This window comes from Shewanella sp. NKUCC06_TVS, from assembly GCF_019345515.1.
Taxonomy (GTDB): Bacteria; Pseudomonadota; Gammaproteobacteria; order Enterobacterales; family Shewanellaceae; genus Shewanella; species Shewanella oncorhynchi.
This window is the reverse complement of the sequence record NZ_JAHKQX010000004.1, coordinates 202,512-225,475: the sequence shown is the minus strand read 5'-3', so window position 1 is coordinate 225,475 and position 22,964 is coordinate 202,512. Positions and strand designations below refer to the sequence as shown.

The following is a 22,964-nucleotide window of genomic DNA, read 5'->3' as shown; positions in this document are numbered from 1 at the left end:
CCTTGTGGGGCTGAAGTTAATTAGTCTTGGATTTCGCTGCGTAGATATTTAAACAGCTCTTTAGATGATTTTGATTCTGGGCCTTTGGCCAGTTCTTTGGTGGCTTGACGCACCAAAGTACGCAGTTTTTGTCTGTCTAATTGCGGATAATGCTCGACGACAGTTTGAATCTCATCATCACCTTGGGTGAGTAAGCGTTCACGCATTTTTTCGAACATTTGTAACTTAGCGGTCTCGTTGTTGTTTTTATTCAACACGATAGCGAGTGAAGCCTTGATTGGCTCAATATCAAAATTACGCATCAATTTGCCGATATACTGCATGTGGCGACGATACGCCTCAGTATTGACCTTGATTTTGCGTGTTTGCAGGATCGCGTCGTACAAAAACTCATCCAGCTCGATTTTATCTAGCTGAGTCTTGCTCAGTGAAACAAGCTCCATACCGACTTTTTGCACGGCTTCGCTATCACGCTTGTCCGTTGTTTTGCTGCTGACATAATCTTCATCTATGTCGTAGGGCTGTTTAAAATGTTCTGAATCACCAACAATCTTCATATAGATAAAACCTCAAGTAATTTACTGGCTAATAATAACATCTCCAGCCAAAAATCGCCTAGGTGAATGTGTTTATACCCAAGCTACCTGAAGATACGAGTTTCAGAGCGCCTAGGGTGCTTCAATTCAAGGCGCATCAATGACAGAATGTCGGCCACCTTTTGAATTGATGCAACACGGAAGTGGAGTGCCCTAGGCGCTCCGTCCCGGCGGCTGATGTTAACCACGGGGTAACGCACTTTATGCTGTGTTGGTTATTTTTAACTTTGCCCGCTAGGTCTGCAAATAACCGCCTTGCCTAAAGTGCGTTAAACTCCCGCTGAATCCTGCATCTTCAGGTTGTTTGGGTATAGGATACGCTCTCAAGCCTAAGTCAGCCGCGAATAATTAATGTGAATGGGATTTGTGTTTGTTATGCTACGGCAATTGCCGACAACGAAAGAGTAGCTTTGTGTCTTTGAACAGAATCGATAGTGAATTGGGCGCGCTGAAAGATGCGGTGGCCGTGGCGCTGGAATATGCCAACAAATTAGGAACGAACGCTGCCGAAGTGGCGATCAGTAAACAACAAGGTTTGTCGGTTTCTACCCGTTTAAAAGAAGTTGAAACCGTTGAATTTAATAAAGATGGTGCCTTAGGAATTACGGTTTACCGCGATGGTTGCAAGGGCAGTTCATCGACGTCGGATTTAAGTCCAGAGGCCATCGCCTTAGCGGTGAAAGCGGCCGACGATATCGCCAGTTATACTTCTCTGGATCCATTCAGTGGTCTTGCCGATAAAGCCTTGATGGCAAATCAGATCCGCGATCTTCAACTGTATTATCCACAAGATATTTCCCCCGATGAGTTAGCGCAACTGGCGATCCGCGCCGAAACTGCGGCGCTCGATGCCGATCCACGTATCAATAATTCCGACGGCGCCAGTGCCAATGCTCACACTGCGGTTAAAGTGTATGGCAACAGCCACGGTTTCTTAAACGGTTATTGCAGCTCACGTTATAGCTTGAGTTGCAGCGTGATCGGTGAAGATAGCGAAGGCAATATGCAACGGGATTACGATTACACTATCGCCCGTAAATTCAGCGAGATGCTTGCACCTGAAACGGTAGGTTTAAAGACCGCCGAGAAGACAGTAAGCCGCCTCGGTGCGCGCAAGATCGCGACGACGCGTTTACCTATTCTATTAGCGCCAGATATCGCCACAGGGTTAATCGGCCACTTTATCGGTGCGATCAGCGGTGGCAGTTTATACCGTAAATCCAGTTTCTTATTGGATTCGATCAACACCCAAATCTTCCCCGATTGGTTCAATATCGAAGAGCAGCCGCATTTACTGGGCGCACTGGCGAGTGCGAACTACGACAGTGAAGGTGTGGCGACCCAAGATAGACGCATTATTGACCGCGGCATGTTAGAAACCTATTTGCTGACCAGCTACTCGGCGCGCAAGTTAGGCTTAACCAACACGGGCCATGCGGGCGGTATTTATAACTGGACGCTCGGCCACACAGGCCAAACCTTCGACGAATTGGTGAAAGACATGGGCACAGGTTTGATTGTGACCGAAGTCATGGGCCAAGGCGTGAACATGGTAACGGGAGATTATTCCCGTGGTGCGGCGGGTTTCTACGTTGAAAACGGTGAGATCCAATATCCAGTGGAAGAGATCACTATCGCGGGTAACTTAAAAGAGATGTTCCGTGGCGTGCAAGCCGTGAGTAAGGATTTTGATTTGCGCTCATCGATTCGTACCGGCGGTATCTTGTTATCTGAAATGAAGATTGCGGGTAACTAATCCATAGTGTCACTCGTTCAGCCGTGCTGCATAGTGCGCTTAAGTCGTCTCAGTGTTTTAGTGCCAGTGTTTTAGTGCCAGTGCTTTAGTGCAAGTACTTTAGTGTTAGTGGCATGAATGTGGTTTGAGCATAAAAAAGGGCAAGCGATTAATCACTTAATCTGCTTGCCCTTTTTGTTTAACGTTCGGATTAGATCTGTTCGACCTAAAAAGCCGTGCAGTTAAAAACCATATGGTTAAAAACTATGTTGTTAAAAACAATGCCTTTAAAATCAGTCGTTAAAACGCATAGCTTGCGCTGAGTTCAAACGAGCGACCTGCACCGGCAATCTGCTTAAAGCCATTGGTATTATCGGCCTTAAATTCAGCCACACTCACGCCGCCCAGTGGCAGCTCATAGTAGCTGTCGAACAGGTTATTCACCGCGAAGGTAACAGTCAGATCCTGCCACTTCATACTGCTGTTCAAATTGAGCAAGGAGTAGCTGTCTGTTTCATTTTCAAGGCGGCGGTCATCTACGCGATCTTTGGTCGCAACCCATTGCCATGAAAGACTGTTTTCCCACTGACCTAACTGATGTTGCAGTGCCAGCTCAGTTTGCAACGGCTTGATTTGATATAAAGGTTCATCACCTTCATCTCGCTCGCCACGGGTTACATTCACTTTGCCTAACACTTGCCATTTACCTGTGCTGGTTTCGGCAAACTGGTAGAGCGCATTAAAACGTGCGCCATAGAGATTGGCATCTAAGTTAGTGAATTGGAGAATATTGCGTTTGCCATCAGGTGAGCTAGTGCGATTGAAGCTACCAATGACTTCGGCATCGACATAGTCAGTCACAGCTGTGTACCAAGCTGTGGTCGAAACTTGCCAGCTATCACCGTTATATTTGTAGGCTGCGCTTAAGGTATGGGCGGTTTCTGGTTTAAGATCCGGATTACCCACATAACCATTACCATCACCATACCAACCTATCATAGTGGTCGCCATAGTGCCGCGGCCCCAGCTGTAACGTTCGTATAGATTCGGTGCACGATTCTTGCGGGCTAAACCAAACTCAAGTTGTTGATTGGTCGATAATTGATAGCGCGCCAGTAAGGTGGCATCGATCAGATTATCATCACGTTTTCTGTCCATCGCATTAAAGGCTTTTGCCGCTTCGGCGTCGACATTGGGCATGCCCATCATAGGCATGTTGCTATAAGCTTGGACTTCACCGGTATTGGTGGTGACATACTCAAAGCGAACACCCGCCGATAACCACCAGTTTTGACTTAAATCTTGCTGCCATTCGCCATAAACGGCGGCGCGGCGGCGTTCACCATCGTTGATGTTGATGTAGTCATTGGGCGCCATCATAGTGCCAGGCACCGCAGGCCAAACATCGTCGAGCTGGTAGCTATAGTATTCTTGGCCGACCAGTAAGGTGCTGTCATCACCCATTGGCAAACGCCAGTGCAGTTGATAGCTGTAGTCATCACCTTCAGTGTTCATTGGCATCTTGCCGGTTTTTTCTGGGGTGAAAAAGCCCATCTCGTGTTTCACGCCGTGCCAGTTTACTTGGGCACTGAATTCACCGTCATCGTCGAGTTTGAGTTGATAACGGGCGAGGGCACCGTAACTCTTGTTATCCGTCATGTCCATGTATTGGTTAGAAAAACCTTGGAATGGAATATTTTGGTGGGTCAATTTGATGGCAACTTCTTGAGTCTCATCGCGCCATGCGGCGGTCAGTGCATGGTTTTGTGCGCGGTACAGGGTATCGATGACTTTATCGCCATTACCATCTTTATAGCTGTTGGCATCTTCATAGGCGCCTTGATAGCTAAGACTGACATTTTTGCTGGCGACTGTGGCGTTGGTGCCGAGTAATAAAGTGTCACTCACACTGCGGTATCCAGTTGAAATATCGCCACTATTCCATTTGATGGCCTCGCTTTCACCAAATTTAGGGTTAAGGCTGCTAACCTTAATCACGCCCGCAATATTGTCACCACCCGCACTGACTGGCGATACGCCCGCAATGACTTCGGCTGTGGTGATTTGATTGGCGGAGATATAGGACAGTGGTGGATTCATTTGGTTTGCACAGGACGCGGTAATGTCTGCGCCATCAACCAGCACTTTGATGCGATCGCCCATCATGCCATTGAGGATAGGTAGGGCCGATACGCCGCCCGCTTCGGAGAAATCGACTCCTTGCCCTTTCAGTAGATTTTCAGCCGAGCCTAAGGTGTTACGGTTTTCGGTCTGTTGGCCATGGACCTCTAAGCGTTCAATATTGGCTAATTCGCTGTCGTCAGCCATAGCCTGTGGCGCTAGCGATAAGCCCATGGCGATTGCGAGGGATGAGGAAATTACTGAAGTTTTAAACGGGTGAGATAAATACGCAGAATTTGCAGCCATCTTATTGTCTTCCATTCACTTGGATTAATTGCGCTGCATTATAAAGAGCATCTCAGTGTGGCAGGTGCGGCATATTGTCGCAGAGGGTAACAAAGCGAGTTAAAACATCAGAATATGGCTTGATCAGAAGACAAGTTTTCCACTTTTTAATCAGTTAGGCATGATTCTCTTAGCTCTTTATTGGTACCTCAATTGATAAGGGGTCCAATAGAACTCTACGTTAGCGGTATTTTTTGTGATTTAAGCTAGCCAAAATACTTGCTATACAAGCGCTGAGTTTCACCTTGGGAATCCATAGCGGCGAGTGCTTTGGCAAATTCAAAGACTTTAGAATCTGGTGTTAACACAGTGGGACTGTTATCTGGGCTGATGGGGATATCGGCGCGATAGTTGGGGTTGTGTCTACCGCGGTAGTGGCGGCTTTTTTTCGAGAAACCGAGGTACATTTCCTGCGGTAATTCGCTGTAGTGATAGTGGAGTTTAAACTGGCTTTGGTCACGATTTTTGAGGTAATAATGCAAAGTGGTTTGATCATAAATAAAAAAGTCACCTTGGTTTGAAAGCAAATAATCCAAGGCTTTAGGGACGGTTAGTTCAGGCGGTTTGCGTACCTTAATTTTGTCGGGTAAGCCGCCAAAGTCGTAACTGCCGGGGGCGATTAAGAGGGTCATCTCATTATGGGCTAACTGTTCAATGGAGCGAATATCGGCGGCGCCAGCACGGCTAATGCCAATCGCACGTTGTGAAAGTCCATTGGGGATAAAATGCGCGTATTGAGCCCGCTCTTCGGTGAAATTAAGGCCGGGATAAAAATCGATATTGCCGAGTTTGAGATCCCGCAGAATACGTAATTTAGGTGCGCGCACCACATTGAGTTTGCAGCCAATCTTGTCCGCCGCCGCTTGATAGAGTTCGTGATAAAATCCCGTGTTATTGGACTCGTCGCCAATAAAGGGTAAGCGTTCGCTAGTGCGATACCCCATAGTCATCACACAGGAATCTGAACTGGAAAAAGCGTTGGCAAGCGGGGCTTGAAGCGTTATCAGTAAAAGCAGTGCACCGAGCCAAGATTGAGCGACTAACACGGATGTCAAATTGATCTCCTTATCTGTCGATTACAAAGTGTAACCTGAGTGCCAATAAAGGTTATGGCAAAATCCACTCACTAAACCTATTAATAAAATCTTATTGATTATTAAGCTAATATATTATTTTTGTTTGAATAATCTATCATACTTTCCTACTAGTCAAAGTCATTTTTTATGTTGGAGTGCACAAACTCTGTACATCTGATTTGATTGCGTTATAGTTTGCGCTGTTAGGCTATGGGCTTAACTTTCATTAAGCAGTGAGGCATAAAATGACTAAGCAAAAACCGCAAAATATGCCCTTAGAACACGAAAGTGGTCGAGGCACCATTACCGATAACGCACTCAAAGCGTTAGTGACGAGTCCCTTGTTTAGGACCCGCACCGAGAAAGCGAAAAAGGGCAAAGGGTCATACGATCGCAAAGCACAAAACCGAAAGGGGCATCAGCACAAGGGCGATGCCCCTTTTGACTTTCTAGGTCTGTGCTTTTGTTAATCTGCTTTTTTACTGCTTTAGTTCGCTGTTTTAGTCTGCTGTGTTAGTGCCTCGTTAATCCTGCTAGTTAATGCTCCTCCACCTGCCTTTACGCCAATCTTTACGCTTAAATCAGCCTTATTATTGATACTCCTTGTTGGAGGTTAATTGTACTTTCGCCCTGAGCGAGTATGGTGAACGCTTAGAGCGTTTTAGCGAAGGAGATGCACATGGCACAGCAATATCGAGTTGAACACGACACTATGGGTGAGGTGAAAGTCCCCGTCGATTGTTATTGGGGCGCACAAACCGAGCGTTCGCGGCAGCACTTTCGTATTGGTGCTGAGGCATCTATGCCTGTCGAAGTGATCCACGCTTTTGGCTATTTAAAGAAAGCCGCAGCCATTACCAATCAACAACTTGGTGTCTTGCACCAAGATAAAGCTCAACTGATTGCCCAAGTGTGCGATGAGCTGATTGCAGGCGAACTCGATGCGCAATTTCCTTTAGTGATTTGGCAAACGGGCTCGGGCACGCAAACCAATATGAACGTCAATGAGGTGATTGCCTATCGCGGCCATGTGCTCTCGGGTGGGCAACTTATCGATGCGGTTAAATGCTTGCACCCCAATGATGATGTTAACCGCTCGCAATCCTCCAATGATACCTTTCCCACCGCCATGCACATTGCCGCCTATCGCCAAGCAGTGGAACTCGTTTTACCTAACATGAAATGCCTGCAGCAGAGCTTGCAGGATAAGGCCGAGGAGTTTGCGCACCTAGTCAAAATCGGTCGCACACATTTTATGGATGCAACACCGTTAACGTTAGGCCAAGAGTTTTCGGGTTACGCCGCGCAGTTAAGTCATGCCATCGAAGGCATTGAGCACAGTCTCAAGCGGGTGGCCGAGTTAGCCTTAGGTGCGACCGCTGTCGGCACTGGGCTGAATACACACAAGGATTACGCCGTTAAGGTGGCGGACAATATTGCAAAACTCACGGGTTTGCCCTTTGTGACGGCGTCGAATAAGTTTGCTGCCCTTGCTGCCCACGATGAATTAGTCGCCCTGTCGGCGGCCTATAAAGTGGCGGCGGTCAGTTTAATGAAGATCGCAAATGATATTAGGACGTTAGGTTCTGGCCCGCGTTGTGGCATCGGTGAGTTATTACTGCCTGAAAATGAACCCGGTTCGTCTATCATGCCAGGAAAAGTGAATCCGACTCAGGTCGAGGCTATGACTATGGTGTGTGCGCAAATCATGGGTAATGATGTCGCCGTTGGGATTGGCGGCAGCAATGGTCAGTTTGAACTCAATGTGTTTAAGCCGATGATCATCGCCAATGTGCTGCAATCGGGGCGTTTATTGGGGGATGCTTGCCAATCGTTTAATCATCATTGCGTGGTCGGCATAGTGGCGAATGAGCCACAAATCGCGCTGCATGTGGAAAACTCGCTCATGTTAGTGACGGCGCTGAATCAACATATCGGTTATGAAAAGGCCGCTAAGATAGCCAAAAAAGCCCATAGCGAGCATAAGACACTGCGCCAAGCGGCATTAGAACTTGAGTTTGTCACGGCAGAAGAGTTCGAGCTGTGGGTCGATGCCAATAAGATGTTGGGACCCGATGCTTAATGCTTAATTCATAACGTCACAGCCTAGCCGTTGATAAATAAGTGAAATAGATAGTGAGGCCAAACAGTGGAGTAAGGATGCTGAAGCATTCGCAGTGTTAATGCTTACGAAATGATAAAAACAAAAAGCGAACCAGAGGTTCGCTTTTTAAGTCATAGCCTGTCCTGTATCAGAACGGCTTAGTCTTGGGTGTCAGCGTCTACCACTTCAGCCCACAGATCGTGTTCATCTGAATGGGTGATGCGGGCACGAACCAACATGCCAGGTTCCAGCTCAGTTTCACCATTGATAAACACCATGCCGTCGATTTCAGGTGCATCGGCGAAGCTGCGGCCAATGGCGCCTTCTTCGTCTACATCATCAATCAGAATATCTAAAGTACGGCCAACGAAACGGGCTAAACGCTCGGCGCTGATCTCTGCTTGGAGTTCCATAAATCTGTGGTATCTGTCTTCTTTCACTTCTTCGCTGATAAGCTCGGCGATAGTGTTGGCGACAGCGCCATCGACTTCAGAATACTTAAAGCAACCTACGCGGTCGAGACGAGCTTCTTTTAAGAAATCGAGCAGGATTTGGAAATCCTCTTCAGTTTCACCTGGGAAGCCGACGATGAAGGTTGAGCGGATCACTAGATCTGGGCAGATTTCACGCCAGCGTTGAATCGCTTCTAACTGACGATCAACACGGCCTGGACGCTTCATCATCTTGAGAATGCGCGGGCTAGCATGCTGCATTGGAATATCTAAATACGGCAGGATTAAACCTTCCGCCATTAGCGGGATCAAATCGTCAACCCATGGGTAGGGATAGATATAATGCAGACGCACCCAAGCGCCCATTTTACCCAGTTGGCGCGCTAGGCTAGTAATGTCTTGCTTGACTGGCATACCGTTCCAAAAATCGGTACGACCGCCTTTGTCTTTGCCGTAGGCCGAGGTGTCTTGGCTCACAACTAGAATTTCTTGTACGCCTGATTCCACTAAACGCTTAGCTTCATCTAAGATGCTGCCCGCTGGGCGGCTGTCGAGATCGCCACGTAGCGAAGGGATGATGCAGAAAGTACAACGGTTGTCGCAACCTTCTGAAATCTTTAAATAAGCGTAATGCTTAGGCGTTAACTTAACCCCAGTTTGTGGGATTAATGAGGTGAAAGGGTTGTGCTCTGGCTTAGGCACGTACTTGTGAACATGCTTCAACACCGCTTCGTAGCTGTGTGGGCCAGTGATTTCTAACACATCAGGGTGCACTTCGCGGATTTGGTTTTCTTTAGCGCCAAGGCAGCCAGTGACGATCACTTTGCCGTTTTCTTCTAAGGCTTCACGCACAGCATCCAGAGACTCTTCCACCGCAGCATCGATAAAGCCGCAGGTATTGACGATAACTAAGTCGGCATTGTCGTAGCTGTTAGTGACTTCGTAGCCGTCGATGCGTAACTGAGTCAGAATACGCTCTGAATCCACGAGGTTTTTTGGGCAGCCCAAAGACACGAAACCGATGCGATTCCCAGTGGCAACAGCATTAGTGCTTGCTGCTTCTAATGTTTTGACTGGGATATCAAGCGTGGTCGTTTGCTTGGGTTTAAAAGTTTCAACTGTCATGGTTTCTCGCTGAGGTATAAGCCGCCTTAAAAAAGTTGGCGGATTATACCTGAAGTGATTAAAAGGTACAGTAGCTTTGGCTGAAAAGTGTACAACTGGGGCGCTGAATATGCCAGTTAACCCTAAGGCCTATTTTGGGTGTGGATATAGGAAGACAAGCCAAAGATCCAAGGTCGAACTCATCTGGATAAAAAGCGCTAAAAAATTTTCAGAAAAATTAACCCTTTTTAAAATTGGCCACGTTTATAGGGGCAAGAGACAATTTCTTGATGCTGTTACATATTGGCACAAGTATTGGCACTTTTTACTGATAGCCTAAGCGCTAAATAAGCGACACGGTCGTTTTAGCCGTCTCGTTTTGAATATGCGTTCTATTTGAAGTGGTTTAGGTATAAGCACATTATTTTGGAGTAAGTTATGAAAAATTCTCTTTTAGCGGTATTGGTGGCGGGTGGTCTTTTTTCTAGCGCGTTTATGGCGCCAGCAGTGATTGCCGCTGAGGTCGATTTCCCGCATATTGAAACCATGGGGGTCAGCCAAATCCAAGTCGAGCCCGATATGGCGGATGTGAATGTGGAAGTGGCCGTGACCGAAAAAACCGCTAAAGCCGCCAAAGATAATTCCGATGCCGCCGTGGCTAAGTTTATCGCCCGTCTCACCGCAGCGGGTGTGACTAAAGATCAGATCCAGAGCGCGAATTTAAATCTTCAACCGCAATATGTGTATGTGCAGGATAAAGCGCCAGAGCTGACGGGTTATACTGCCAGTCGCCAAATTACCGTGACGGTAACAGACTTAAGCCGCTTGAATGCTATTTTAGATTCTGCCTTAGAAGAGGGCATGAATCGGGTCAATAACATCGCCCTTAAGTCGAGCAAAGAAGCTGAATACGTCGCCAAAGCACGTCAAGCTGCGATTGTGGATGCCAAACAAAAAGCCGAATCTTTGGCTAAAGGCTTTGGTGAAAATCTCGGTAAGATCTGGCAGATCCGTTATTACGATCAACGCCCTGTGCAACCGGTCATGTTACGCATGAGCGCTAAAGCCGATGCCATGGGCGCCGCCGAGAGCTATCAGTACGGCCAAGTGAGTATAGAAGATAGAGTTGAAGTGATTTATAAACTGAAGTAAATCAGTCTGAGGTATATGGTGATGGATGAAGCTCCTATTGGGATTCATCCATTTTTTTATGCCGTTTACAATCGTTTTATATTTTTGGAAATAGCATTCTTCACTCTATATGTGATGGATTTTATTAGGATGATGAACAGTAAAAACTGGCAAATTTAAGTATTTATCCTCACACTAGTAAGGTTAATGTTTAGGAGGCCGTTTATGGATTTTCCCGCTCGAATAAAGCAACAAACTTGCATGGATTGCTTAAGTGGTAAGTCATTAGGATTTGAAATTCGAATGGCATTTCAACCTATTATCCATTGGCCTAGTCGTGAGATTAGCGGTTATGAAGCCCTGGTCAGAGGCCCTGATGGTGAAGGGGCTGCGTGGGTGTTTGAGCGGATTAATGAAAATAATAAATACTATTTTGATCAGGCTTGCCGTGTTAAAGCGATAGAAACCGCTTCAAAGCTGGGACTCGATAAGATGCTCAGTATCAACTTTTTACCTAATGCCGTATATAACCCTGAGACCTGTATCCGCGCGACGATTGAAGCCGCCGACATGTATGGGTTTGATATTCACAAAATCATGTTCGAAGTGACTGAGGGCGAGCAAATTGTCGATCGGGCAAAATTAGTCCGTATCTTCGAGAGCTATGCTAAGCGTGGTTTTATCACGGCAATCGATGATTTTGGCAGTGGTTTTGCTGATTTAAGCTGGCTCGAAGCCCTGCGCCCTCAAGTATTAAAACTTGATATGACCTTGATCTGTGATATCGATCTCGATAGAGAAAAGCAGTTAGCCGTGGATGAAATACTGCGTATTTGTTTAGAGCTTAATACAAGAGTTTTGGCCGAAGGCATTGAGACTGAAGCCGAACTTAATTATCTCGCTGGAATAGGGATTGAGTATTTTCAGGGGTATTATTTTGCCAAACCACAACTCGAATATTTAAGTTCCTATGAAGAGCTGAGCTTTCGCGCCCCAAAGTAAATGGTTAGGTGGATTGATATCGTTGCACGATTAGAGTGATAACACGTGCTAAGACTCGATGGATAATTCTTTGTTTCTGATATCGGCTAACTGATATATCATGCGCCACCTAAAATTGCCCTTGTTACCTATTCGCTACTATGTCTTCCAACGCGCTCTATACCGATTTATCCGGTTATTACGATTTAATGTGTTCCGATATCAACTACCAGCAACAGAGCGCGAGTATCCATCGTCTGCATCAGTTCCTCGGCAATAATGGTAAGCAACATCTTGATTTAGCCTGTGGCACTGGTCCACATGTGCGGCATTTTATCGACCTTGGTTATCAGTGCAGTGGCCTTGATATTAATCAGCCTATGCTAGACATGGCCATGCGTCGTTGCCCTGAAGCTCAGTTTAACCTCCAAGATATGACGGCTTTTTATTTAGAAGAGCGCGTCGATTTGATTACCTGTTTTTTATATTCCATCCATTACAGTGCTTGCATCGAACGCCTTAAAAGCTGTATCGCCAGTGTGCATAGCGCACTTAATGACGGTGGGCTGTTTTGTTTTAATACTGTCGATAAGCACAGAATCGATAACACAAGTTCGGTTAAGCATTTTGCCGAGTTTGATGGTAGTCATTTCGCCTTCGAATCCGGCTGGCATTACAGTGGGCAAGGTGAGAAACAGTCATTAAAGTTGAGTATTGCCAAAAGCAGTCAGCCATTTGCTGAGGTCTCGCCTTTACCTGTCTCTGATATTAAAGGCTTAGGCTCGCTGGAAGCAGGGTTACACGCCGCAGGTTTGCAAGAAGTGGGTTTACAAGAAGTCCACAGTATTGAGCAATGGCAAGATCAACATGCTATGGTCGCTACCAGCTTCACTGAGCTGCAGGAATTGTTAGCGCCCTATTTTGAAGTGCATGTTTTCGAACACGATTATGAAAGAATTGTCCCGTGGGATCTAGCATCAGGTAATGCGCTGTTTGTTTGCGTGAAGATTTGACCTTCTGTTGACGTTTGATAACAGAAGGTCTGCTCATAATGTCACTGTGACTTGTTAAATCTCGCTTCTCTTTCAGTCTGTTTTTATTTAAAGCCGAATTAAAGTAGTGGGCTTCATTCTTGATTTTTCATCAAGAGTTGACCAAAGGGGAAAGTACCGTTCCCCTTTTGGATATTCCTTGCCAAATAACGTCCATGTTTAACAATCAGTTCGTCATCCATAACTCTTGTTCATAACGCTGCCGCACAGTATTCCCGTTAAAGCTTGCTTTAATAAACTTGCTTTAATAAATAAGTCGCACAATAGAAATGATAATAGAATTAATTAAATGTAATAATTTTGTATGTTTATTTCGTTACCTATGAAATAGTTACAATTTCACAGGCAATAAATACATTAAGACAGAATTAGCACGGCTTTAGTGTAAGTATGAAAAAAGTTTCATGTGTTTTATAAAAATAGTTAACTTGAATTTAAAATATTAAAATAAATCTATACTATTGATAAGTAAGGTTATTGTTTTAATTGCGTATTGATCTGAGTGTGGTTTTGCGAGGTTGGCATTATTTTTGTAATGTCCTTAATGTATTTAAATAATTAACTAGGAGTACTTTATGAAAAATCCCATTCTTACTTTAGCTGCCATTATTTCTTTAGCCTCTTTTAGTGCATATTCTCATGCAGATAACATGAGCAACAGTGATGCCGCAGAAAACGGAATTTATGTCGGCGCTAACTACGGTTATTTAAAAGTCGATGGCGATGATGATTTTGATGATAATAGTGATGTAATGCAGGGCCTTGTTGGTTATAAGTTCAATAAATACCTTGCTCTTGAAGGTAGTTATATTAACTTTGGTGATTATGGTAATGGTTTAGCCAATGCCGAAACCGATGGTTATACGGCAGCCCTTAAAGTCATGCTTCCCATTGCAGACCGAGTTGAGCTATATGCTAAAGGTGGTCAGTTATGGTATTCGACAGATTATGACGTCGTCGGTTTTTCTGGCAATGACGATGGTGAAGGTGTATTCGCCGGCGCCGGTGTGGCATTTAAAGTCACAGATCGATTTTTAATTAATGCTGAGTACACTTGGTATGATGCAGATATTAATGTCGATAGCATCGCCAATGGCGGGAAAACAGATACAGACTTTAATCAAGCCAGTATCGGTGTTGAATATCGCTTCTAATTATTCGTTGTTAATATTTATAATTTAAATATTAATTATCTAGGTGTGGCACGCTCAGTGTCACACCTTTTTTATATTACTAATAAGCCACTCCGAGTTTTTATTTTTTAAATCAAAATCAACGTCGTGGGGCTTCACCCCACACCCGACCAAAAGGGAAAAAACGCCTATTCCCCTTTTGGAAATCCCCCGGCGTCCCTAGCGAAGTTACATGCATTAGTTAGTGGCTTCGTGCTTATTCGAAAATAGCTAACGCTTCCGATGGCTCCGCTTTACATCCATGTAAAGCACCCCAGTTCGGCAGTCCCTGCCTCTCGCTCATAAGCGCGAAAATCACCGATTTTCATTCGCCCCTGCCCCTGCGAAAGCTAGCCCCGCATCCATGCCGAGACTCACGCAATTTGTCTATTCGCCCTGCAGCAACTCCGAGGGTAGGTGTATACCTTGAATTTAGATGTTGCAAATTTAGGTGAGTGCATATGCCCTGTCTTTTAATTAGCTGATTGTGGTAAAAGTAAGCTGCACGCTACTTTATACAGTATTCAACCAATGCATTACGACGTTTTTTCCGTTGTCCTTTTCCTTTGGTTGCATTCATCATACTTGATTTATACTTAGCCAATGCACCGACTTTATTAAAGTTAGAGTTTTTATAGTTTTGATAAAATTCATGAACTTTATTCTTAATTTTAACATCAACACCATTCGTCACGCAGTAATATGAGAATGCCCAGACACCGTATAAATGACTAACACCTGACACATTATACTCTGTAAAGTCAATGTCTAGTTTTTCGAAAAATGAAGATATATTAAATAATTCAATTTCTAATTCGACCCAATTAATCGCCTTGCTATTTGCATATTTCTTATACAATGCATCAATTTCTTTTGGTGATGCCGATAACTCTTGTTTCTCGATAAGAAGAAATATAAATTCAGATACAAGTTCAATATCTTCCATTCGAGTTTTATTTGTTATATCAAGTTGTTTATCCCAATATTTTGATTTGGCAAATTTATAGGCTAACTTTATCAGCATAGAATCATAATAATTAGCATTTCTAAGTTCTTGCCCTGTTAATTTCTCACCGCTTCGATTTAAACGGTCAAATATTTTTTCAACTGTTTTATCATCCTTAGTGTAAACATATTCAATCGGTAATGGGTAAGCCCAGAACTCACTAAGAGCATCTTCAAAATCATCATTTTCTTCTAAGTCTGAAAGGTAAAGCCCTGCTAATTCCTCAACATGAAGAGCATCATTATCGTCATCCGCAGTTGCAATTTCATTATCTATAAACTTAAAGATAGAAGTTAGCCTCTGCTTTCCATCAATAACTTCAAAAGTCGTTTTACCCTGCTTATCAATATGCTCACGAAGAAAGATTGGAGGTATAGGTATGTTTTTTAAAATACTATCAACTAATAAAGACTGTTGTTCACTGCTCCAAACACTATGCCTTTGATAACTAGGTGTCATATTAAATTTGTTCAATGTTCGCCATTCATTAAGCGAGGAAATAGTCATTGTATTTGACTTTCTTTTTAAACGAATACTCATAACACTAACTCCTTTAAAATTTCACTGCTATCAAAATGAATGTAATTATTAAATAAACTATTTATCACGGATTCAAAATATTTATCCATTGCTGGGTTAATATTTATTAAGTCAATTTCATTTGAAGGCGCAATTAAAATGCTGTCAATTTCAGCGCGGTCTACATGCCAATATGAAATTCCAGAAATGATCATTAAATCATTTTTGTTCATCTCTTTGATTTTAGGCTCGTATATTTGCCGTAAACTAGTATTCCAACCATTTTTAGTTCGATTGACATCACCTGCCGGTGGAATTAAGAAAATAATAGGATTGTTAGTGCATAGATCATTATATTTGATTTTTATATCTATAGAAGAACAATCGGATTTAAGATCTTGGTAATTAATGTTGAAGCTAGAGAGTGGTAAGTCTTCTTTATATTTAAAGCTAATTGATCCATGTGGCTTGAATATTTTGAATTTGCATTTATCTCCCCCTTTTGTCATTGGAGGTAATTCGAACTCAATATTAATACTCTGCAGTACTCTTTCTAGCCATATATCATAGTTATAGGTGATAATAGTAACTTCATCTACATCCTCTGAATTATCAAGAGCGGAGAAAAATGAAGCCCATGCCCAACTATTTATAGTTTCAGGTATTAAATCAATTTTATCATTGAAATGAATAAATAAATATTTAAGGTATGACGTTAGTTCTTTGTAGGCTAGTAAATATTTTTGGCTTTTATTTATACCATTTTCACCTTTCAATGCATAAACATTAACACTTGTAACAATTTTCTCTATTAACTGAATGGTTTCATCTTTACTTAGATAAGGGCGTGCACCTAATTCCCATAAGTGAGGAGTATACTTTTTTGATAGGAACCCAGGATTCTTATTAGATGGCCATTTTAAATAACCTCCATGTGAAAAAAGATTGCTGACATCAATGTTGTTCCATATGTTTAATGATGATTTAGAGACAAAGTTTATAAAGTCAATTGTAAATCCATTACCTAAAACCACGCAAACTTTCTTATTTTTAGACATACAATTCCATTTCACATCCAATTGATACTTCGAAATAATAAAAGTCAATATATCCAGCTGAAATTATTATACGATTATTGAGTTAAATTTAATAACCAGTTGCTATGGATATTACTACAAAAAAGCAAAAAAGCAAAAAATACAATTAACTGTACTACCATTTAATTGGTATCTGGTGGGCATTGAATTTGAAAGTTCGACCATAATACCAATATTGTTTTCTGAACAAAAAATATGCTTTAGAGTAATGTTTCACTTTATTGCGTTAGGGTAAATAGATTGGACAGCATAGCTCTTTCAATTTTTTTGGATTGCTGCCTGTGCTGAGGCTACAGGAATCCATCAATCACTGCGAAGTTGCCGCAGGGCGTTGGAGCAAATTGCGTGAGTTCGACATAGATGTCCGGCTAGCTTTCGTAGGTACAGAATAAAGATGGAACATGCATATTTTTTTAGTAAATCGCAGATAACACTAAAAAATTTAACGAGCCGCCCATTGTTAAATTTGTAAAGTGTATGCTTGTGAAAAGGCATACAGATTACTGAAGAGTTGGTTGAATTAAGCATTGGCATGTAAGTGACCGTTGACGGCATGGATGCCGTCGTCGAGCCCTCATGGATGAGTTCATGGCGTGTCACTGGAATGACAGTGCTTAATCATCAGCGATGTATTGGTTAAGTTTTTGAATGACTTAAACAAAAAGGCGCCTAAGCGCCTTTTCTACTATTCAGTTATGGGTAAACCACCCAAAACCTCAGATTTGATTACAACTCTCTATTACACAATCAGATCATACTCATCTTTGAGTATCTTGATGATATCTGCCTTTGGATTCGCTGGCAGCGGGATTGGAGCGCCAGTCACCTTCTCGGCAACGCCGGTGTAAGTGCGTGACACTTGCATCATGGCCTCAAGTGGCAGGTCATTGTCGCGGGCGAGGGCTTCACGCTCTGGCATTCTGTCTTTGTTGAGCAGCACATCAGGATCAGGGAAATGATTTAGCAGGAACTGGCGGAAACCCTCTTTGGAGTTTTCCAAAATCTTGCCATCGCGGTAGGCTGCGCCGTCCCAAATACGTGATGAGTCTGGAGTGCCAACTTCATCCATGTAAATCAGTTTTGAATTGCCATCTTTATCGGTCACATAACCGAACTCAAACTTAGTGTCGACAAACACTTGATCAATGTCGGCCAGTGCTTTTGAAATCACTTTAAAGCCATCTTTTAACAGCTTCTCGTACAGGTCGATATCTTCTAACTTTTCAAAGCCAAAGGCTTGGTAGTTGGCTTGGATATCGCTGCGGCTGATGTTCACGTCATCTTGGGCTGGCACACCTGGGATGCCGGTTAAAATGCCTTTGGTTGAAGGGGTGATCAGTAACTCAGGCAGTTTTTGATCTTTCTCTAAGCCTTCAGGCAGTGTGATACCACAGAATACGCGCTCGCCCTTAGAGTAGGCGCGCCACATTGAGCCTGTGATGTACTGGCGGCAAATAGCTTCGACCTTAATAGGGCGAGCTTTTTGGACTATCCATACGAACGGGTGCGGGATATCCAAAATATGGCTGTCGGCTAGGCCGTTTTCGGCGAACAGTTTAAACCAGTGGTTAGAAATCGCGTTTAATGCCGCGCCTTTACCGGGAATGCCTTTTAAACCGCCTTCACCGTGGAAGATACAGTCGAAGGCCGAGATACGGTCGCTGATCACCATGATGGCGAGCGGGGTATCTTCGGGGACGTTATAACCCTTGGTTTTGATTAAACGGCGGCTGTCGGCATCGGTTAGCCAGTAAACGCTGCGAACCTTGCCGCTGTGGACTGGGCTGTCGGTGCGGATTGGCAAATCGTTATTTACGGCTAATACGGAATCAGCAAGACTCATGACGAGTATTCCTTAGGATAGAGAGTGTAGGGATAAGGTTTTTATAAGTGTCGGTTTGCAGATGAACTATGGCGTTAGCAACAGCCAGATTTATTGCAACCGCTTTATTATTCGCGCTTGGCTTAGGGCGTAAAGCGCTCAGCCAGTTTGCGGGATTTGATGTTAAATCTTGAACAGCAAAAGGGGTATTTTCGGGCGGTGTTTGAATTGTGTTGGGTGGAGATAATGCAAGGGAGGGAACAAACGCAGGGCAAGGTTGGCACCACAGTGAAAGTGGTCTGCGAAAGCGGGCTGGGCCCGTGCCATTTTGCTCGAAAATGCTAACCATTAATCCGAGAGAACCTTGTTCTAGACTGCCGCGAAAAAGTGGCGACATTCTACCTTTTTTGACAAAATTTGCCACGGCTATTTGCATCGCTCTTTGCACAGATCTTTACACAGCCCTTTACACTGCTCTTTATATAGTTCTGTGGCTTGAATCTAGCGGGCGTAAGGATTTGCAAGGGTATTACGCGCTAACACTCAGTGCTGAGCATGATGGAGGGCTGGTGTTCTGCGGACGAGCTAATGTTGAAGGGCTGTATTTTAGCGCACTGATGTGCGAGCTTATGATGTAGCTGCAGCCGACAAGACCATCAAGCCAAATATCCAATGGAGGGAATATGAGCACAAGTCAGCATGTACATAATGATAATCAACGAGAGCTAGTATTAGAGCGGATTATCGATGCGCCGCCAGAAAAGCTGTTCCGCGCGTGGACCGAGCCAGAGCTCCTCAAAATTTGGTTTACGCCAAGGCCGTGGACTGTGGCTAGCGCGAGCTTAGATGTGCGTGCCGGCGGCACTAACGTGATTGTGATGCGCAGCCCTGAGGGGCAAGATTTTCCTAACCGCGGCGTGTATCTTGAGGTGGTTGAGAATGAGCGAATCGTATTTACCGATGCCTTTACCGAGGCTTGGGTGCTGTCCGATAAAGCTTTTATGACGGCAACCATCACGTTTGAACTTGTGGACGGTAAGACCAAGTACACTGCGCGGGTGCAGCATTGGAATAGCGAAGATAGGCAGAATCATGAGGATATGGGGTTTCATCAGGGTTGGTCTAAGGCGACCGATCAGCTTGAGGAACTCGTCGCTAGCATTTAGCCGTTGAGTCTCAAGCCTCGTATCTGAGAGTAAACAATAAGCAGTACCTAGCCCAATTGCCCTGCATTATCATATGGTTGGGGATTGGGCAGGATTAGAGGTGTTATGTCGTCACAGAAAGAAGTGCCTGTACTTAAACAATCAGTGCTTGCGCCATCCCAACTCGCGCAAAGCGCGGTTTTGCAGGGCAATAGTTTTTTATCAAAACAGTTTAATGGCTTGTCGGAATTAGCCCAAGAGCTACAGGGCATCGAGTTCGAGGATTGCTGCTTTCAAGACTGCCATTTTAGCGAGAGCGTTTTTCGTAAATGTAAGTTTATCGATTGTCGCTTTGTACGCTGCAACTTGAGCTTAGTGAAAGTGCCCCAGTGCCAGTTCAGCGGGGTCGAGTTTGAAGAGTGTAAGTTAGTCGGTATCGATTGGACCCGCGCCGCGTGGTCGCGTTTATCCTTTGCCGCGCCTTTTTCCTTTAAGCAATGCATTCTAAACGACTGCTCATTTTTAGGCTTGTCCCTCGATGAAATTATCATCGAAGAGTGCAAGGCCCACGATGTGGATTTTCGCGAGGGCAGTTTTAATCAAGCCAATTTCACCTACACGGATTTTAGTCATAGTCTGTTTGGCCGTACTCAATTATTGGAGGCGGATTTCAGCGAGGCTTCCAATTACGATATCGACATTTTTAACAATAAAATCAAAGGCGCTAAGTTTAGCCGTGACGAAGCGATTCGGCTGCTCAACTGCCTCGATATAGAATTAATGGATTAAGGATTGTGGTAGGTTTTTACTCAGCTTTTCACTCAGCATAGTGATGCTCATCCCACGAGTATTATCGCAATTTACTGAAATATCTGTTTATTTTTGAAGCCGCCATTTGTCCCATCTGGCGGCTTTTTCTGTCCGTTTTTTAAGACCTATTGATCTTATTCACGTATTTCAAGGTCAGTCCTAGGTTTTAGTTGCGGTAGATCACACCGAGCTTCCCCATGTGGTTTACCACAATACCCACCTACCTCTTTCGGGATAACAATCTCTGTGGATGAGCAGTGTATTCAGCGTATGCCGTGTATTTTGAAGATATGGTGGCGCTGTTTTAACGCTTTATAACTAAAAAAGTAATCAAATCAGTGAGCAAACCTCTGCTCGATGGCGTCCAATGTGGCGACTGACGGGTGGGATGAGCGTGATGGAGGTAACCATGATTGAGCTTAATAGGCGAACCTTTTTAAAGGGAGCAGGAGCGAGCAGCGCCACGTGTGCGTTGGCCAGTCTGCTGCCGGGCAGCTTAGCGGCATTAGAGAATAAGCAGCTAAAGGGCATGGGCAAAGACATTGCCAGTATTTGTGAAATGTGTTCGACTCGCTGCCCGATTTCGGCGCGGGTGATTGAGGGCAAAAACGTCTTCATTAGTGGCAACAAGGCCGCTAAATCCTTTGGCGGTAAAGTGTGTGCCCGTGGCGGCGCAGGCCATAGTTTATTGTACGATCCACAGCGTATCGTTAAACCGTTAAAGCGGGTCGGTGAGCGCGGCGAAGGTAAATGGGCTGAGATCAGTTGGGATGAGGCTTATAAATTAATCGCTGAAAACCTCAATAAAATCAAAAAAGAACATGGCCCAGAAGCCGTGGCATTCTCGTCAAAATCTGGCTCACAAGAAAAGCATTTGTTTCACCTTGCGACCGCCTTTGGTAGTCCAAATACCTTTACCCACGCGTCGACTTGCCCTGGTGGTTATGAAATTGCCGCTAAGGCTATTTTTGGTACTAAGGTCAAACGTGATTTAAGTAATTCTAAATACATCATTAACTTCGGCCATAACCTGTACGAAGGCATCAATATGTCCGAAACCCGCGGCATGATGGCGGCGCAAATGGACAAAGGTGCCAAGCTGGTGGTGTTCGAGCCAAGATTCTCCGTCGTGGCCGATAAAGCCGATGAATGGTATGCCATTCGCCCCGGAACCGACGTGGCCGTCGCCTTGGCGTTATGCCATGTATTGATTGAAGATAATCTTTACGACAAGGCATTTGTCGCGCGTTATGTGGAAGGTTTCGAAGCCTTTGCCGCCGAAGTGAAAGCCTATACCCCAGAATGGGCTGAAACCATCTCCGATGTGCCTGCCAAAGACATCCGTCGTATCGCCCGCGAATATGCCGCTAAAGCGCCCCATGCTGTGGTCGATTTTGGTCACAGAGCCACCTTTACCACCGAAGAGTTTGAGATGCGCCGCGCCCTGTACGCCGCTAACGTCTTGATTGGTAATATTGAGCGTAAGGGCGGGATTTATATCGGCCAGAAACCCGGTGATTACAACAAGCTTGCCGGTGAAGCGGTTGCGCCCGTATTGGCAAAACCTGGCGTGAAAGACATGCCAAAACCAGCAGCGAAACGTATCGATCAGGTGGAAGAGCAGTACGCCATGATGTGGACATCGGGCGGCGTTTACCAAACTATTCTCGATGCCACATTAAGCGCTGTTCCTTACCAGTTACACGGTTGGGTGATGTCACGCACTAACCCAATGCAAACCATGACAGACAGAGCACGCGTTGTTGAAGCGATGAAAAAGCTCGACTTTATCGCCGTGTGTGATGTGTATATCAGCGAAACCGCCGCCTATGCGGACGTGATTTTACCTGAATCGACTTATCTTGAACGTGATGAAGAAATTGCTGATAAGTCAGGTAAAAATCCGGCCTATTATGTGCGCCAACGGGTCGTTGAAACCTTAGGTGATACTAAGCCTTCTTGGCAGATCTTTAAGGATGTGGGTGTGGCTATGGGCCTTGGCGAGTTCTATCCATGGGAAAACATGGAAACCCTGCAAATGCTGCAGGTGAACCGCGACACTGACCTGCTGCGCCGGATCAAAGACGAAGGTTTCGTGAGCTTCGGTAAGCCAATTATGTTGTGCGAGCCTAAGATGGTTGCCGAGTTTATTAAGGCATACCCCAATGCGCGACCTGCCGATGAAGACGGCACTTACGCCAGTGCACTGACCTTTAAAACCCCGAGTGGCAAGATTGAACTCACTTCCGCGAAAGTTGAAGCCATGGCACCGGGCCGTGGGGTGATTAAGTTCCGCGAAGTGAATCTTAAAAAAGCAGATGAGCTGTACTTTATCCAAGGCAAAGTTGCGGTGCACACCAATGGCGCCACCCACAATGTGCCTATGCTCGCTAACCTGATGTCGGATAACGCTGTGTGGGTTCACCCTGTTACTGCGGGTAAGTTAGGGATCAGCAATGGCGACCCAATCCGCCTCACCAGCAGTGTTGGCACAGAAGAAGGCCATGCCTTAGTCACGCCGGGTATTCGCCAAGATACTGTGTTTGCTTACATGGGCTTTGGTTCTAAAAACAAAGAGTTGGTCAGAGCAACGGGCAAAGGTATCCACTGCGGTAACTTACTGCCACACGTTACTGCTCCTGTGTGTGGCATGACAGTGCACACCACGGGCGTCACGCTGGCAAAGCGCTAATCGG

General features: G+C 44.8%; 18 protein-coding genes. 10 read left to right on the top strand and 8 right to left on the bottom strand.

Annotated features, from left to right (window positions below; translation table 11 throughout):
* Positions 1-20: 20 nt before the first annotated feature.
* Positions 21-557, bottom strand: a complete 537-nt coding sequence (gene yjgA, locus KO531_RS06350; RefSeq protein WP_105251298.1) for a ribosome biogenesis factor YjgA — start codon at positions 555-557, stop codon at positions 21-23.
* 451 nt (positions 558-1,008) lie between these two features.
* Here yjgA and pmbA point away from each other — a divergent pair, with 451 nt between their 5' ends.
* Positions 1,009-2,352, top strand: a complete 1,344-nt coding sequence (gene pmbA, locus KO531_RS06345; protein WP_219250659.1) for a metalloprotease PmbA — start codon at positions 1,009-1,011, stop codon at positions 2,350-2,352.
* A gap of 279 nt (positions 2,353-2,631) precedes the next feature.
* On the opposite strand, the gene KO531_RS06340 is transcribed toward pmbA, so the two are convergent.
* Positions 2,632-4,758, bottom strand: coding sequence for a TonB-dependent receptor (locus KO531_RS06340; RefSeq protein WP_219250658.1), 2,127 nt, complete (start codon positions 4,756-4,758; stop codon positions 2,632-2,634).
* A 245-nt stretch (positions 4,759-5,003) separates the two neighbouring features.
* Positions 5,004-5,852, bottom strand: coding sequence for a transporter substrate-binding domain-containing protein (locus KO531_RS06335; protein WP_219250657.1), 849 nt, complete (start codon positions 5,850-5,852; stop codon positions 5,004-5,006).
* 266 nt (positions 5,853-6,118) lie between these two features.
* Between KO531_RS06335 and KO531_RS06330 the strand changes: the two genes are divergently transcribed.
* Positions 6,119-6,343: a ribosome alternative rescue factor ArfA gene (locus KO531_RS06330; RefSeq protein ID WP_173496458.1), complete on the top strand. Its 225-nt coding sequence runs from the start codon at positions 6,119-6,121 to the stop codon at positions 6,341-6,343.
* A 209-nt stretch (positions 6,344-6,552) separates the two neighbouring features.
* On the top strand, positions 6,553-7,956 hold the full coding sequence (gene fumC, locus KO531_RS06325; protein ID WP_219250656.1) for a class II fumarate hydratase: 1,404 nt from the start codon (positions 6,553-6,555) through the stop codon (positions 7,954-7,956).
* Between the two features lie 179 nt (positions 7,957-8,135).
* On the opposite strand, the gene rimO is transcribed toward fumC, so the two are convergent.
* On the bottom strand, positions 8,136-9,554 hold the full coding sequence (rimO, locus tag KO531_RS06320) for a 30S ribosomal protein S12 methylthiotransferase RimO (RefSeq protein ID WP_219250655.1): 1,419 nt from the start codon (positions 9,552-9,554) through the stop codon (positions 8,136-8,138).
* Positions 9,555-9,971: 417 nt separating this feature from the next.
* Here rimO and KO531_RS06315 point away from each other — a divergent pair, with 417 nt between their 5' ends.
* The 4 genes from KO531_RS06315 to KO531_RS06300 all read left to right on the top strand — a co-directional run bounded on the left by KO531_RS06315 (position 9,972) and on the right by KO531_RS06300 (position 13,851).
* The gene (locus tag KO531_RS06315) at positions 9,972-10,685 is read left to right on the top strand and encodes an oxidative stress defense protein (RefSeq protein ID WP_219250654.1); all 714 of its coding nucleotides are present in this window, start codon (positions 9,972-9,974) and stop codon (positions 10,683-10,685) included.
* A gap of 204 nt (positions 10,686-10,889) precedes the next feature.
* Positions 10,890-11,666 carry an EAL domain-containing protein gene (locus tag KO531_RS06310; RefSeq protein WP_219250653.1) on the top strand — a complete coding sequence of 259 codons (777 nt, stop codon included), beginning with the start codon at positions 10,890-10,892 and terminating at the stop codon, positions 11,664-11,666.
* A gap of 140 nt (positions 11,667-11,806) precedes the next feature.
* The gene (locus KO531_RS06305; RefSeq protein WP_219250652.1) at positions 11,807-12,658 is read left to right on the top strand and encodes a class I SAM-dependent methyltransferase; all 852 of its coding nucleotides are present in this window, start codon (positions 11,807-11,809) and stop codon (positions 12,656-12,658) included.
* A 614-nt stretch (positions 12,659-13,272) separates the two neighbouring features.
* A complete protein-coding gene (locus KO531_RS06300; protein ID WP_219250651.1) occupies positions 13,273-13,851 on the top strand; it encodes a porin family protein in 579 nt (192 codons plus the stop codon).
* A 526-nt stretch (positions 13,852-14,377) separates the two neighbouring features.
* On the opposite strand, the gene KO531_RS06295 is transcribed toward KO531_RS06300, so the two are convergent.
* From KO531_RS06295 to KO531_RS06280, 4 genes are all read right to left on the bottom strand, one after another.
* The gene (locus tag KO531_RS06295) at positions 14,378-15,415 is read right to left on the bottom strand and encodes a DUF262 domain-containing protein (protein ID WP_219250650.1); all 1,038 of its coding nucleotides are present in this window, start codon (positions 15,413-15,415) and stop codon (positions 14,378-14,380) included.
* Complete coding sequence (locus KO531_RS06290) at positions 15,412-16,452, bottom strand: hypothetical protein (RefSeq protein WP_219250649.1); 1,041 nt, start codon at positions 16,450-16,452, stop codon at positions 15,412-15,414. The genes KO531_RS06295 and KO531_RS06290 overlap by 4 nt, the downstream gene beginning before the upstream one ends.
* Positions 16,453-17,230: 778 nt before the next feature.
* Complete coding sequence (locus tag KO531_RS06285; protein ID WP_219250648.1) at positions 17,231-18,334, bottom strand: phosphoribosylaminoimidazolesuccinocarboxamide synthase; 1,104 nt, start codon at positions 18,332-18,334, stop codon at positions 17,231-17,233.
* Positions 18,321-18,749 (bottom strand): hypothetical protein, encoded by a 429-nt coding sequence (locus tag KO531_RS06280; protein ID WP_219250647.1) that lies wholly within the window; start codon positions 18,747-18,749, stop codon positions 18,321-18,323. Before KO531_RS06280 ends, KO531_RS06285 begins: the two co-directional genes overlap by 14 nt.
* Before the next feature lie 247 nt (positions 18,750-18,996).
* Here KO531_RS06280 and KO531_RS06275 point away from each other — a divergent pair, with 247 nt between their 5' ends.
* The 3 genes from KO531_RS06275 to phsA all read left to right on the top strand — a co-directional run bounded on the left by KO531_RS06275 (position 18,997) and on the right by phsA (position 22,960).
* The gene (locus KO531_RS06275) at positions 18,997-19,479 is read left to right on the top strand and encodes an SRPBCC family protein (RefSeq protein ID WP_219250646.1); all 483 of its coding nucleotides are present in this window, start codon (positions 18,997-18,999) and stop codon (positions 19,477-19,479) included.
* Between the two features lie 105 nt (positions 19,480-19,584).
* A complete protein-coding gene (locus KO531_RS06270) occupies positions 19,585-20,247 on the top strand; it encodes a pentapeptide repeat-containing protein (RefSeq protein WP_212600083.1) in 663 nt (220 codons plus the stop codon).
* A 430-nt stretch (positions 20,248-20,677) separates the two neighbouring features.
* Complete coding sequence (gene phsA, locus KO531_RS06265; RefSeq protein WP_219250645.1) at positions 20,678-22,960, top strand: thiosulfate reductase PhsA; 2,283 nt, start codon at positions 20,678-20,680, stop codon at positions 22,958-22,960.
* The last annotated feature ends 4 nt before the right edge of the window (positions 22,961-22,964 follow it).